The organism is Nocardioides scoriae (assembly GCF_900104965.1).
Taxonomy (GTDB): Bacteria; Actinomycetota; Actinomycetes; order Propionibacteriales; family Nocardioidaceae; genus Marmoricola; species Marmoricola scoriae.
In genome coordinates this window covers 1,638,918-1,652,245 of record NZ_LT629757.1, presented here as the reverse complement: position 1 = coordinate 1,652,245, position 13,328 = coordinate 1,638,918, and the positions used below count along the sequence as shown (strand labels likewise).

Annotated in this window: 13 protein-coding genes; 7 read left to right on the top strand and 6 right to left on the bottom strand. The window is 75.0% G+C overall.

All coding sequences use genetic code 11. The features are described from left to right. Positions 1-87: 87 nt before the first annotated feature. Together BLU55_RS07875 and BLU55_RS07870 are read left to right on the top strand one after the other, a co-directional pair. Positions 88-744, top strand: coding sequence for a response regulator (locus BLU55_RS07875; RefSeq protein WP_091728124.1), 657 nt, complete (start codon positions 88-90; stop codon positions 742-744). 62 nt (positions 745-806) lie between these two features. Beyond that, positions 807-2,474 carry a GAF domain-containing sensor histidine kinase gene (locus BLU55_RS07870; RefSeq protein WP_231917108.1) on the top strand — a complete coding sequence of 556 codons (1,668 nt, stop codon included), beginning with the start codon at positions 807-809 and terminating at the stop codon, positions 2,472-2,474. A gap of 12 nt (positions 2,475-2,486) precedes the next feature. Here the strand turns inward: BLU55_RS07870 and BLU55_RS07865 are convergent, their stop codons facing one another. Further along, on the bottom strand, positions 2,487-3,455 hold the full coding sequence (locus BLU55_RS07865) for a universal stress protein (RefSeq protein ID WP_091728123.1): 969 nt from the start codon (positions 3,453-3,455) through the stop codon (positions 2,487-2,489). 104 nt (positions 3,456-3,559) lie between these two features. Beyond that, positions 3,560-4,057, bottom strand: coding sequence for a pyridoxamine 5'-phosphate oxidase family protein (locus tag BLU55_RS07860; RefSeq protein WP_091728121.1), 498 nt, complete (start codon positions 4,055-4,057; stop codon positions 3,560-3,562). Between the two features lie 34 nt (positions 4,058-4,091). Here BLU55_RS07860 and BLU55_RS07855 point away from each other — a divergent pair, with 34 nt between their 5' ends. After that, positions 4,092-4,865 (top strand): EcsC family protein, encoded by a 774-nt coding sequence (locus tag BLU55_RS07855; protein WP_157682787.1) that lies wholly within the window; start codon positions 4,092-4,094, stop codon positions 4,863-4,865. Between the two features lie 31 nt (positions 4,866-4,896). On the opposite strand, the gene BLU55_RS07850 is transcribed toward BLU55_RS07855, so the two are convergent. The 3 genes from BLU55_RS07850 to BLU55_RS07840 all read right to left on the bottom strand — a co-directional run bounded on the left by BLU55_RS07850 (position 4,897) and on the right by BLU55_RS07840 (position 7,428). Then, a complete protein-coding gene (locus tag BLU55_RS07850; protein ID WP_091728118.1) occupies positions 4,897-6,150 on the bottom strand; it encodes an NAD(P)/FAD-dependent oxidoreductase in 1,254 nt (417 codons plus the stop codon). Positions 6,151-6,319: 169 nt separating this feature from the next. Further along, the gene (locus tag BLU55_RS07845; RefSeq protein ID WP_091728116.1) at positions 6,320-7,180 is read right to left on the bottom strand and encodes an FHA domain-containing protein; all 861 of its coding nucleotides are present in this window, start codon (positions 7,178-7,180) and stop codon (positions 6,320-6,322) included. Then, the gene (locus tag BLU55_RS07840) at positions 7,177-7,428 is read right to left on the bottom strand and encodes a hypothetical protein (protein ID WP_091728113.1); all 252 of its coding nucleotides are present in this window, start codon (positions 7,426-7,428) and stop codon (positions 7,177-7,179) included. Before BLU55_RS07840 ends, BLU55_RS07845 begins: the two co-directional genes overlap by 4 nt. 59 nt (positions 7,429-7,487) lie before the next feature. Between BLU55_RS07840 and BLU55_RS07835 the strand changes: the two genes are divergently transcribed. Both BLU55_RS07835 and BLU55_RS07830 read left to right on the top strand, forming a co-directional pair. Beyond that, complete coding sequence (locus tag BLU55_RS07835; protein WP_091728110.1) at positions 7,488-8,372, top strand: MerR family transcriptional regulator; 885 nt, start codon at positions 7,488-7,490, stop codon at positions 8,370-8,372. Positions 8,373-8,412: 40 nt separating this feature from the next. Next, positions 8,413-9,201 carry a hypothetical protein gene (locus tag BLU55_RS07830; protein ID WP_091728107.1) on the top strand — a complete coding sequence of 263 codons (789 nt, stop codon included), beginning with the start codon at positions 8,413-8,415 and terminating at the stop codon, positions 9,199-9,201. A gap of 260 nt (positions 9,202-9,461) precedes the next feature. On the opposite strand, the gene BLU55_RS07825 is transcribed toward BLU55_RS07830, so the two are convergent. Further along, the gene (locus BLU55_RS07825) at positions 9,462-10,778 is read right to left on the bottom strand and encodes an alpha-hydroxy-acid oxidizing protein (RefSeq protein ID WP_091728104.1); all 1,317 of its coding nucleotides are present in this window, start codon (positions 10,776-10,778) and stop codon (positions 9,462-9,464) included. 141 nt (positions 10,779-10,919) lie between these two features. Between BLU55_RS07825 and BLU55_RS07820 the strand changes: the two genes are divergently transcribed. Together BLU55_RS07820 and BLU55_RS07815 are read left to right on the top strand one after the other, a co-directional pair. Further along, positions 10,920-11,717 carry an SDR family NAD(P)-dependent oxidoreductase gene (locus BLU55_RS07820; RefSeq protein WP_091728102.1) on the top strand — a complete coding sequence of 266 codons (798 nt, stop codon included), beginning with the start codon at positions 10,920-10,922 and terminating at the stop codon, positions 11,715-11,717. Positions 11,718-11,764: 47 nt separating this feature from the next. Then, on the top strand, positions 11,765-13,297 hold the full coding sequence (locus tag BLU55_RS07815; protein ID WP_091728099.1) for an AMP-binding protein: 1,533 nt from the start codon (positions 11,765-11,767) through the stop codon (positions 13,295-13,297). The last annotated feature ends 31 nt before the right edge of the window (positions 13,298-13,328 follow it).

The following is a 13,328-nucleotide window of genomic DNA, read 5'->3' as shown; positions in this document are numbered from 1 at the left end:
GCGGGGTGGGGGCAGGGACCGTGGTCCCGACCTGGCGGGACGTCCAGCCGTGCGCGAGCGGGCCCGGCGCGGCGTACGGTCGGGGCCATGGCCGACGGCACGCCCCGCGACGTCATCCGCGTCTACCTGCTCGACGACCACGAGATCGTGCGCCGCGGGCTGGCCGACCTGCTCCAGGCCGAGGGCGACATCGTCGTGGTGGGCCAGTCGGGGCTGGCGGCCGAGGCGACCCGGCAGATCCCCGCGCTGCGGCCCGACGTGGCGATCCTCGACGGGCGCCTGCCCGACGGCTCCGGCGTCGACGTCTGCCGCGAGGTCCGCTCGCGGGACCCGGAGATCAAGGCGCTCGTCCTGTCGTCGTACGACGACGACGAGGCGCTCTTCGCCGCCATCATGGCCGGCGCCTCCGGCTACGTGCTCAAGCAGGTGCGGGGCCACGACCTGCTCGACACGGTGCGGCGGGTCGCGGCCGGCCAGTCGATGCTCGACCCGGCGGTCACGGCGCAGGTGCTCGCGCGGATCCGCGGCGGTGGGCGCACCGACCCCGCGCTCGAGGGCCTGACCGGCCAGGAGCGCCGCATCCTGGAGCTGATCGGCGAGGGGATGACCAACCGCCAGATCGCCGGGGCGATGTTCCTGGCCGAGAAGACGGTCAAGAACTACACCTCCAGCCTCTACGCCAAGCTGGGGCTGCAGAGCCGCACCCAGGCCGCGATCTTCGCCACCCAGCACCCGCCGTCCTGAGGTCGTCGGGCCCGCCTCCCGGGGTGATGGTCAGCGGCTGCCCCAGGTGCCATGGTGAGCAGATGACGGGGGCCATCGAGCAGGAGAACTTCGAGGAGCTCCTCCGCGAGGTGCTCCGGCGGGTCCACGGGGTGCTCGACGAGCAGGCCCGCTGGGAGCTGCTGCTCGAGGCGGTGGTCACGATGGCCGCCGACCTCTCGCTCGACGGGCTGCTCGAGCACATCGTCGGGATCGCGGGCCAGCTGGCGGGCGCGCGGTACGCCGCGCTGGGCGTGCTCGACACCGGCAGCGGTCGCCGGCTGCGGACCTTCGTGCACCACGGCATCGACGCGGAGGGCGCCGCCACGATCGGGGAGCTGCCCTCGGGTCACGGCCTGCTCGGGCTCATCATCGACCGGCCCGAGCCGCTGCGGCTCCACGACATCGCCGAGCACGCCGCGTCGTACGGCTTCCCGGCGGACCACCCGCCGATGCACTCGTTCCTCGGGGTGCCGGTGCGGATCCGCGACCGCGTCTTCGGCAACCTCTACCTGACCGAGAAGCAGGGTGGCGGCGAGTTCACCGCGGAGGACGAGCGCATCGTGGTCGCGCTCGCGGCGGCGGCCGGCGTGGCCGTCGAGAACGCCCAGCTCTACGAGGAGGCCCGGCGGCGCGAGCTGTGGCTCTCCGCGACGGCCGAGATCACCGGGTTGCTCTCCGGCCCGGTCCACGGCACCGAGGCCCTGCAGGTGGTGGTCGACCGGGCGCTTGAGGTGTCGGGGGCGAGCGCCGTGTGGTTGCTGACCGACGGCGTCGGCGCCGAGCGGCGCACCGGCCCGGGCGTGGAGCCGATGAGCGTGAGGGTCGCCGCCGAGACCGGGGCGGCCTCACCGGCCCCGGTCTCCTCGGAGGTGGCCGAGCAGGTCGCCTCGGGCGGGGTGCCGCGGCGCGTCGAGAACTCCCTGCTGGTGCCCTTCGCGGCGGCCGGCGCCGGCGCCGGCGTGCTGGTGCTGCACTGGGCGCAGGGCGGCCAGAACGGCCAGGCCGCCGAGGACCTCGACCCGGCGCTGCCGGCGAGCTTCGCCGAGCAGGCGGCGCTGGCCCTGCGCGTGGCCAGCTCCCACCGCGACCGGGAGCAGCTCGCCGTCTTCGAGGACCGCGACCGCATCGGTCGCGACCTGCACGACGTCATCATCCAGCGGCTGTTCGCCATCGGGCTCTCGCTCCAGGGGTCCTCGCGGCTCGCGGACGACCCCGTGCTGCGGGAGCGGCTCGAGGGCGCCGTCGACGAGCTCGACTCGACGATCAAGAACATCCGCTCGACCATCTTCGAGCTCGGCGGCTCCAGCGACGACGTCCAGGCCGAGGTCACGCGGCTGGTCCGCCGCGCCGCCGAGACGCTGGGGTTCCGCCCGTCGCTGGCCTTCGAGGGGCCGGTGCGCACCCGGATCGGGGCCGACGTGGTGCCCGACCTGCTCGCCGTGCTGACCGAGGCGCTGTCCAACGTGGCCCGGCACTCCGGCGCCGCCCGGGTCTCGGTGCTGCTGTCGGCGCGCGACGCCGACCTGGTGCTCGAGGTGGTCGACGACGGGTGCGGCGTGCCGTCGCACGTCGACGAGAGCGGGCTGCACAACATGCGCGAGCGCGCCCGCGCCCGGGGCGGCACCCTCCACGTGGAGCCCGCCGCGGGCGGTGGGGACGGCTCCGCGCCGGCAGGCACGCGGCTGCGCTGGCAGGTCCCGCTGGGCTGAGCCGGACGTGCCTCAGCCGAGGGGCACGACCGCGACGGGGCAGTGGGCGTGCTCGAGGACGCTGATCGACACCGACGCCCGCATCAGCTGGGCCAGCCGGGAGCCCTGGTGGGCGCCCACGACGAGCAGGTCCATCTGCTCCGCGGCCCGGGCGAGGTGGTGCTCGGGCATCCCGCGCACCAGCGTCGTGGAGACCCGGACGTCGGGGTGCTTCTCGGCCATCCCGGCCAGCGACTCCGCCAGCGAGGCCCGCTCGGCGTCGGCGTCGACCACCGGCACCGGCACGGGCGCCATCGCCATGGTGCCGGCGGAGGTGACGGCCTGCAGGTCCCAGTAGCAGTGCACCACCGAGAGCGGCTGGCCGCGCAGCTCGGCCTGGCGGAAGGCGAGCTCGACCACCGGCCCGGAGTCGGGCCCGGCGTCGGTCGCGAGCAGCACGCCCTGGCCCCCCACGGCGCCGCCCGGCTCGGCCGGCGCGCGGTGGGGCCGGTGGACCACGACGGGGCAGCGGGCGTGGCGGGCCACGCCGACCGAGACCGACCCGAGCAGCAGGTGGGCCAGGTGGCCGCGTCCGCGCGAGCCCAGCACGAGCAGGTGGGCCCGCTCGGCCTCCTCCAGCAGCAGCGCCCGGGCGTCGGTCACCTCGATCCGCTCGCCGACCTCGACCTCGGGCGCCTGTTCGGCGACCTGCGCCCGGGCCTCGTCGACCAGGGCCCGGGCCTCGGCGTGCAGGGTGCGCAGCACCGCCTGGTGGTCGACGAGACCGGCGCCGTAGTACGCCGCGTCGACCGGCGCCGTCGCGTGCACCAGCCGCAGCGGGCGGTGCTCCAGCACGGCCTGCTCGGTGGCCCACCGCAGCGCCTGGGACGCGCCGTGCGAGCCGTCGACGCCGACCACGACCGCCCCGGGCGTGGCCGGGGGACCCGACGTGGCGTCCGACGCGTGGGAGGAGAGGTCCGGGGTGGTGCCCTGTGGGGTCATGTCGCGCTCCTGGGGTCGGGGGCGGTGGTCGCCCGCCCGCCTCCAGGCTCGTCGCGCGACCTCCCCGCGGCCAGGGCCGCAGGTCCCGAGCCGCCAGGACGGTGCTACCCGACGTGGGCTGCCGTGGTGCCGCCGAGCTCGACCGGGCCCATGCCGAGCTTGCGGTGGTCCCACGACCGGGTGCGCTCCACCCGGAGGCGGACCACGACGCGCTTGGCCAGCATCGCCTCCACCAGGGGACGCAGCTCCTCGGTGTAGGGCCCCTGGTAGCGCTCGAAGACGTCGACGCCCACGCGCCAGATCGCGTCGGGGTCCTCGACCACCTCGCCCCGGCCCTCCAGGGCGACGCCGCGGAGCTGGTCGTAGGTGTGGCCGGCCTCGACGAGCACCGACATCGTGGGGTCGCGGCGCAGGTTGACGACCTTCTGCGACTTGGCCTTGGTCTCGATCCAGACCTCGCCGTCGAGGTAGGCGAACCACATCGCCACCAGGTGCACCTGGCCCTGCGGCCCGAGCGTGGCCACCGACGCGCTGCGCTGCTGCCGCAGGAAGGTGTCGACCTCCTCGGGGGACATCGTGATCTGGTCGCGCTGCTTCGCCATGTGGGTCAACCTAGCCACCGCTAGATTTCGCGCCATGGGAATCACACGCACGATCGGCTCCAAGCTCGCCCCGCACGCGGGTGACATCGCCCCGGGCCCGGTCGCCGAGGTCGTCCACCAGGCGCTCGACCGCGCCATCCGCGGCTTCGGCCCCCTCGACGGTGCCCGCGAGGCCGCCGACAACGAGCTGGAGGACCAGGGCGGTGACGTCGAGAAGGCGATCGCCAAGCTGATCTCGGGCCACGTGCGGCTCTCGGGCGTCGAGGGCTTCGCCACCAACCTCGGCGGCCTCGCCACGGCCGCGGTCACCGTGCCGGCCAACATCAGCGGACTGGCGCTGCTGCAGTGCCGCATGGTCGGGGCGATCGCCCACCTGCGCGGCCACGACCTCGACGACAGCCGGGTCCGCAACGCCGTGCTCGCGACCATGATGGGCAAGGAGGCCGTGACCGGCCTGGTCAAGAAGGGCAAGCTGCCCGGCACGCCCTACCAGATCGCGACGCTGCCGGCCTCGGAGGTGGACGCCCGCGCGGCAAAGGCGGAGACCAAGCTGCGCGAGGAGCAGCCGGACGACGCGCAGCAGGAGCCCGACGTCCCGAAGTCCCGCCGCAAGGCCCGCACCCAGCTGGACCGCGTGGTCGGCTCCCAGGTCGCAGCCGGCCTCATCGCCGACGTCGGGGGCAAGCGGCTCGCGACCTTCGCCGGCAAGCGGATCCCGGTCGTCGGCGGCGTCATCGGCGCCGGCAGCGACGCGTGGAACACCCGCTCGGTCGGCCACTACGCCCGGGAGCAGTTCCGCCCCGTCTGAGGGGTCCGGACCGGTCCCCTCGGATGCGCGGCTAGGCGGCCGTGACGCCCAGGCGGGCGAGCACGGCGTCGGCCGCGCGCCTCCCCGAGACCAGGGCGCCCTGGATCGAGGGGGTGTCGCGGTGGTCGCCCGCGACGAAGACGCCGTCGCCCAGGTCGACGCGCCGCTGCAGAGGGGTGCCGACCGGGAAGGCCGGCAGCGCGTGGGCGATCACGTCGGTGCGCACCAGTTCCCACGCGGCGGGGGACGCGCCGTACACCCGGCCGGCCTGGCGGCGGGCGTCGTCCGCCAGCTCGGGACGGGCCCCGATGACGGTCGCCTGCACGAGCGCGCCGCGGGCGGCGTACGACGGGGCGGCGTTGGACACCACGGCGGTGTTGACCACCGGACCGTCGCGGTCGCCGTCGACGTGCAGCAGCGGCCGGTCGGTCGGGGCGGTCCCGGCGTGGAACCAGAACGTCGTGAGCGCGCGCACGGTGGGGCGCGGCAGCCGCAGGATGTCGGCCGCGGCGTGCGGGTCGGCCGCCACCACCATGGCGGTCGCGCCGACGGTGCCGTGGTCGGTGACGACCCGGTTGCCGGCGACGATCTTGGCGCGCACGGCGTACCTCACGGTGCCCTCGGCGAGCCGGCCGGCGAGCTGGTCGGGGAGCGCCTGCATGCCGGCGCGGGGGAGCGCGGGGGTGCCGCGGACGAAGGAGCGCAGGATCATCTCGCCCAGGCGCCGCGAGGTCTCCAGGCGCTCGTCGGCGAGGACGCCGGCGAGGAAGGGACGCAGCACCTGCTCGGTCAGGGGGCCGGCCAGCCCACGGGCGCGGACCTCCTCGTCGAGGGTCCGGTCGCGACCGGCGCGGATGCCCGACGCGGGTCCGTAGCCGACGGGCAGCGCCCAGCGCACCAGGGCCAGCTTGGCGGCGAGGCCGCCGGGCGAGTGCAGCACGTCGGACAGCAGGCTGCTGGGCAGCCGGCGCGGGTCGCCCAGCACCACGCGGCGTCCACCGGACGCCATCACCACCCCGGCGCCGAACGGCTGCAGGTCGAGGGCGTCGACGTCGACGACCCGGCCGACCTCGGGGTAGGCGGGGTTGAGCAGCTGGAAGCCCCGGTCGAGCAGCAGGCCGTCGACCGCGTCGGTGCGCACCCGTCCGCCGGGCCGCTCGGCGGCCTCGACGACCAGGACGTCGAGCCCGGCGTCCTGGAGCCGCCTCGCGGCGGCGAGCCCGGACAGGCCCGCTCCCACCACCACGACGTCGGCGTGCGTGGGCAGGGACGGTGCGGCGGCCATGCGGGTCTCCCTCGTGGGGCGTCTCCGAGCGCGGCCCACCGCCCGGTGCGGGCGGCGGGGAGAGGCGGCGCGGGGACCTGGGCAGGCACAGTTGCCCAGGCCCCCGGCCTCATCGGACCGGGTGCCGGGTTGCCAGCGCGCTGGCGCACCCGGTCCGGGTACAGCGGCCCTACGTCAAGCCGTCTCCGGCTCGTCGCGGGGGTTGGGGCCGCTGACGTCCCAGCTCGCCGCCGGAGCGGCCCCCGTAGGGGCGACCGTGGTCGGCGAACTCGTCTCGGTAGAAGGCCAGGCAGTGCTGCCCGACCTCGATGCGCGCTCCCGAGCGCAGCACCTGGGTGGTGATCGGTGCGCCGTGCACGCGGACCTCGGGGCCCGCGGTGCTGACGACGAACTCGTCGCGGTCGTCGTGGGTGACCACGGCGTGGAACGACTCGAGGCCCGGCAGCACGATCGCGTTGGAGGGGTCCGAACCGATGCCCGACTCGGCCCGGTCGAGCCAGAACACCTGCTGGCGCTCGCCGGCCATCATCGACTCGCGCTCGACGGCGAGCCGCGGCGTACCGGAGCCGTGGGGGTCGTGGGTGGTGGTGGGGCGACGCCGGCGCCGCAGCCCGAAGGTGGGGGCGACGGGCAGCATCGACGGCGGCGGGAAGGCCGCGGCGCTCGGGAGCACCGGGCCCTGGCTGGTGGTGCGCGAGCGCAGCGAGGTCCACGCGCCCCGCACGCTGCCGACGCGGATGTGGCGCGACCCGGTGGCGCGGCGCTGCCACCAGGGAGCCCGGACGTCGCCGATGGTGACGAGGTGCTGGCCGTCGTGGACGACCTTGATGACGATGCCGCGCTCGGCGAACATCTCGGCGGCCGCGCGCACCGTGGGGGCGTCGTCGTTGCCGGCGAACACGCCGGGCCGGTCGATCTCGAAGGTCAGCCGGTTGCCCTCGCCGAAGAGGTGACCCGTGGCCGACTGTCCGTCGAGGCCGGTCAGCTCCACCCGGAGGTCGGCGTCGATCTCGACGAGGGACGGGCTCACGAGCCCGAGACCGAGCGGGGGGTGACGGCGTTGTCGTTGGTGGTCACGGTGAGCGTCCCGTCGACCTTCCAGGTGGCGCGGGGAGCGTTGGCGCCCGTGTCGCGGGGGATCTCGACCGTCATGTCGCTGAACGTGTAGTTGATGGCCGCCTCGCGACCGGTGAGGAAGTCCCACATGCGACGTCCGAGGTCGCTCCAGTCGACGACCTCGCCCGGCGTACCATCGACCGATTGACTGCTGTAGGACATCAGGAGCTCCTCTTCTGGATCATTGACCTCAACAATGTGTTGAGGTTTATGATGACAGCATGACCACGCTCGAGGGAGATGCGCAAGTGCCGGAGTCCGATTTGCCGGGTAAGAGCGCAACAGAATCTTCAACAACGCCCTCGGGCCAGCTGACCATCGGCGACCTCGCCGACCGCACCGGACTCAGTCCGGCGACGATCCGGATGTGGGAGACGCGGCACGGCTTCCCGCGGCCCGAGCGCCTGGAGTCCGGCCACCGCCGCTACACCGAGGCCGACGTCGCCACCATCGACCGCGTCGTGCAGCACAAGGACGCCGGCACCCGCCTCGAGCTGGCGATCATGCGGGCCATGGCCGACGCCACCCCGGCCGCGCCGTCGGTCTACGCCTACCTGCGCCGCCGCCACCCCGCCCTGGGCGTGCACCGCCTGAAGAAGACGACGCTGCTGGCGCTGTCGTGGGCGATCGAGGACGAGTTCTGCTCCAAGGCCGACCGCGCCGACATCTACGGCGCCTTCCAGCGCGAGCGCTACTACGAGAAGGCCGAGCCGCGCTGGACCGAGCTGGCCCGCGTGGCCAACTCCGCCACGGCGTTCGCCGACTTCCCGGTCTCCGACGACACCACCGCCCCGGTCCGGGTGGCGCTCCCGGCCGACGCCCCGATGCGTCGCGAGTGGGCGGTCGTGTGCGACGCCTCCGACCTGCCCGTCGTGCTCACGGCCTGGGAGCTGCCCGGCCAGACCGACGTCAAGGACCGCGACCGGCTCTTCGAGTCGATCTGGACCGTCGACCCCGCGGCCGTGCGCGACGCCGCGCGGGTCTGCTCCTCGGTGGCCGGCCAGCCCGTCCCGGCCAGCCTGACCTCGGCCTCCGTCTCGCCCGACCCGACTGCGGTCACGGGCCTGTTCAACCGCATGGTCAGCTACGTCGACCGGTTGAGCTGACCCGTCCCGGGGGCGGCGCCCCGCGCCCTAGGCTGCGGCCATGACGACCGTCGCCGTGTCCCACGACGCCCCCGCCCCTCTGCTCGTCCGGGCGGTCGGCCTGCCGTTCCGACTGGCCTCGGCCGCCGTCGACGTCACCCTCGCCGTGGGCGCGCTGGTCGCGCCCACGGGGCCGGTGCGCCGCCCCGGCGGGTACGCCGACCAGCTCGCCGCCGTGCTCGGCGAGGACGGCATGATCGGCAAGCTCGACGCCATGAGCCGCGACGCCGAGAGCCCGCTGGGCCGGCTCGCGGCGCTGTCGAGGGCGGCCGGCGCCGAGCGGCCCCTGGGACGCGCGCTCGCCACGGGCGGCGTGCTCGACCGTGCCCTGGCCGAGGACGGCCCGCTGACCCGGCTGCTCAGCGAGGACGGCGCCCTCGACCGCATCCTGGCCCCGGGCGGCGCCCTCGAGCGCCTGCTCGCCCCCGGCGGCGTCCTCGACCGGCTGCTCGTCGTCGACGGCCCGCTCGAGCGCCTCGTCGCCGAGGACGGCCCGCTCGACCGGGTCTCGCGCGAGGGCGGCGTCCTCGACGTGGTCCTCGCCGAGGGCGGCCTGGTGGAGCGCCTGCTCGCTGAGCGGGGCTTCGTCGAGAAGCTCGTCGCCGACGACGGCACCCTCGACCAGCTCGTGGCCCTCGGCCCCACCCTGGAGCGCGTCTACCCCCAGCTCGACGAGCTCGTCGACGTCCTGCCCGAGCTGCACCGCGCCATCGAGGTCCTCGGCACCACCGTCGGCCCCCTCTCCGACCTCGCCAACCGGATCCCCGGACGGCGGAAGGCGGCGGGCTGAGGGCTGGGGTCGGCTCGGCCGGGGTCGTGGTCCCGGCCGAGTGGCGGTTTCCCAAGGGACCTTGGGAAACCGAGGTGTCCGAACGCCCCGCACGCGACACGCCGTACGCCGCGTGCGGTGTGGTCGGACGACCGGGCCCCTGCGGTCGCTGACCTGGTGGGGCGCCGGGTCCGACTCGACCGGAGGATCGGTTGCTCGACCGGTGCTGCATCCCCGGCCGAGCAGCAGGTTCCCAGGCGAGCTCGGGGGACCGCGGACCCTCAGCGTCCCTCCACCAGCAGCCCCCGGCCGATGTCGTCGAGGGTGGCGGCGCCGACGAGGCCCATGGTGAGGTCGAGCTCGGCGACGACGTTCTCGACGACCTCGGCCACGCCCTCGGCGCCCGCGAGCGCGAGGCCGTAGAGGTGCGGGCGGCCGAGCAGGCAGGCGTCGGCGCCGAGGGCGAGGGCCACGAAGACGTCGGCGCCGGTGCGCACGCCGCTGTCGAGCAGCACGGTCGGGTCGGGGCCGACGCGGTCGCGGATCGCGACCAGGGCGTCGAGCGAGGCGACGGAGCGGTCGACCTGGCGGCCGCCGTGGTTGGAGACCACGATCGCGTCGATGCCGGCCTCCAGGGCGCGCTCGGCGTCGTCGGGGTGGAGCACGCCCTTGAGCACCACGGGCAGCGACGTGCGGTGGCGCAGGGTCGCGAGGTGGTCCCACGAGAGGGCCGGGTTGGAGTAGGTGCCGAGGAAGGTCTCGACCGCCGCGCGCGGCTCCGGCGAGCGCAGGTTGTCGACGAACCGGCCCGGGAACCGCCGCGTCATCGACACCAGGCTGCGGACCGCGGCCAGGGTGACGTCGACCTTCTCGGCCGGGCCCTGCGCGGCGGCGACCCGCTCGCGCAGCAGGGCCAGGAAGGCCGGGTCGGAGGTGTACTGCGCGATGCCCTCGCCGCGCGCGAAGGGCAGCGAGCCGAGCGAGAGGTCCTGCGGCCGCCAGCCCAGCACCGTGGTGTCGAGCGTGACCACCAGCGCCTGCGCGCCGAGGGCCTCGGCGCGGCCGATCATCGAGTCGACGAGCGGCTCGTGGGTCGACCAGTAGAGCTGGTACCAGAACGGCGTCGTGCCCATCTCCGCCGCCGTGTCCTCCATCGGGTTGCACCCCTGCGAGGAGAAGACGTACGGCGTGCCGGTGGCCGCCGCGCCGCGCGCGATCAGCAGGTCGCTGTCGGGCCGGACCAGCGCGCCGGCACCGACCGGGGCCAGCAGCAGCGGGGCGGCGAGGTCGGTGGCCAGGACCCGGCGCGAGAGGTCGCGGTGGGTGGTGGCGTGCAGCACCCGGGGGACCACCCGCCAGCGGTCGAAGGCCTCGCGGTTGTGGCGCATCGTGGCACCCTCGCCGGCCCCGCCGTCGACGTAGGCCCGTGCCCGTCGCGACATCGTCCGCGACGCCGCCGCCTGCAGCGCCGCCGCGTCGACCGGCACCCGGGGCCGGCGCCCGACGACCCCGGCGCGGTAGACGGCCGTCTGCCGGTCGCGTCCCCGTCCCGGGGCGGGGGTGGGGGCCGTCGCGGGGGGTCGATCCGTGGTGGTCATGCCCCCTTGCTACCAGGTGCCGGCGGGAGCGGCCGGCCCACCGCCGAGCGTGCCTTGACAGGGGTCGCGCCCCCGGCGGAGGTTGTGACCGCCACCACACCCGGGGCGCGCGCCCCGGCCCGACGACCCCAGGGAGCCCCCATGACCCACCTCGACCTCAGCGGACGGACCGCCCTCGTCACCGGCGGGGCCCAGGGCCTCGGCGAGGGCATGGCCCAGGCGCTGGCCCGGGCCGGTGCCCGCGTCGTCGTCGCCGACCTGCAGGACGACCTCGGCGCCGAGGTCGCCGACGGCCTCGAGGGGGACGGCCACGGCTTCGTGCACCTCGACGTGACCGACGAGGCGAGCTGGGAGAACGCCGTCACGGCGGCCGCGTCGGACTTCGGGGGCCTCGACGTGCTGGTGAACAACGCCGGCGTGGAGATCACCAGCCTCGTCACCGAGATCGACCCGGCCGACGTCCGCACCATGCTCGAGGTCAACGTGCTGGGCACGGCCCTGGGCCTCAAGCACGGCCTGCGCACGATGCGGCCCGACGGCCTCGCGGGCCGCGGCGGCAGCATCGTCAACATCTCCTCGGTCGCGGCGACCATCGCCTTCCCGGGCATCCCGGTCTACTCGGCCACCAAGTCGGCCGTCGACCGGCTCACCCGGGTCGCGGCCATGGAGTCGGGCAAGCTCGGGTACGGCGTGCGGGTCAACTGCGTCTACCCCGGGCTGGTGCCCACCGCGATGGGTCAGGGCCTCGCGGTCGACATGGCAGCGCTGGGCCTGTTCGAGTCGCCGGAGGCCGCCGTGGCGGCGGTGGTCGACCTGACCCCGTCGGGCCGGCTGGGCGAGGTCGCCGACATGGCCGACGCCGTGGTCTTCCTGGCCTCCGACGCCTCCCGGTTCGTCAACGGCGCCGGCCTGCCCGTCGACGGCGGGATGGGGATGTGAGCCCCGGGTCCGGCCGCCCGCCCCTCGTGGTCGGGGGCTGAGGAGCGGTGCGCCTCGCCGACTACCTCGACAAGGGGGCCTCGGTCGACCCCGCGGCCCCCTGCCTGACCACCGACGGCGCCACCGCGTCGTACGCCGAGGTGCAGGCGCTGAGCCGGCGCGTGGCCGCGGCCCTGGCGGCCGTGGGTGTCCGGCCCGGGGACACCGTGGCGATCCTGTCGGCCAACGACCCGGTCGCGTTCACCTGCGTCTTCGGGACCAGTCGGGCCGGGGCCGTCTGGTGCCCGGTCAACCCGCGCAACGAGGCGGCCGAGAACCGCGAGCTGCTCGAGCTCTTCGGGTGCACCGTGCTGGTCCACCAGGCGTCGTTCGCGCCGCTGGTCGAGCAGGTCCGCGGCGACCTGCCGCTGCTGCGCACCGTGGTGTGCCTCGACGGCGAGCCCGCCGACGGCACGCTGGGGTGGGAGGAGTTCCTCGTCGGGGGCGACGGCTCCGAGGTCGACCGGGCGGCGGTCGACGACGTCGCCATGATCGTCGGCACCGGTGGCACGACCGGGCGTCCCAAGGGCGTGGTGCTGACCGGCACCAACCTGGAGACGATGAGCGCGACCACGCTGATGAGCTATCCCTTCGAGGGGCGGCCGGTCTACCTCGCGTTGGCGCCGCTGACCCACGCGGCGGGCGTGCTGTGCTTCCCGGTGATGGCCCGGGCGGGAGAGGTCGTGGTGATGCGCAGCCCCGACGTCGGCCGCTTCCTGGCCCTGGTCGAGGAGCGCCGCGTCACGCACACGTTCCTGCCGCCGACGCTCGTCTACATGGTGCTCGACCACCCCGCCCTGCCGACCACGGACACCTCGTCCCTCCAGTGCTTCTGGTACGGCGCGGCGCCGATGTCCACCACGCGGCTCGCCGAGGCCCTGGGCTCCATCGGCCCGGTGATGGCGCAGCTGTTCGGCCAGACCGAGGCGCCGATGATGATCTCGGCGCTGCCCCCGGCCGAGCACTTCGAGGCCGACGGGTCGGTCGCCACCCGACGGCTGGCCTCGGCCGGTCGGCCCACCCCGCTGGTGATCGTCGAGGTGATGGGGGAGGACGGCGAGGTGCTCCCTCGCGGTGCCACCGGCGAGATCGTGGTGCGCGGCTCGCTGGTGATGCGGGGCTACCACCGCGACCCCGAGGCGACCGCCGCGGCGTCCGCGCACGGCTGGCACCACACCGGCGACATCGGCTACCTCGACGACGAGGGCTACCTCTTCATCGTCGACCGGGCCAAGGACATGGTCATCACCGGCGGCTTCAACGTCTACTCCACCGAGGTGGAGCAGGCGCTGATGCAGCACGAGGCGGTCGCCGACTGCGCCGTGGTGGGCCTGCCCGACGAGAAGTGGGGCGAGCGGGTCACCGCGGTGGTGCAGCTGCGGCCGGGCGCGGTCGTCGAGCCCGCCGAGCTGCAGGCCTTCGCCAGGGCCCGCATCGGGCCGGTGAAGACGCCCAAGCAGGTCGAGGTGTGGCCCGACCTGCCCCGCTCCAAGGTCGGCAAGGTGCTCAAGACCGAGATCAAGCAGACCCTGACGGGCTGAGGCCGCGCCCGTCGGCGGACGGATCGGGCCC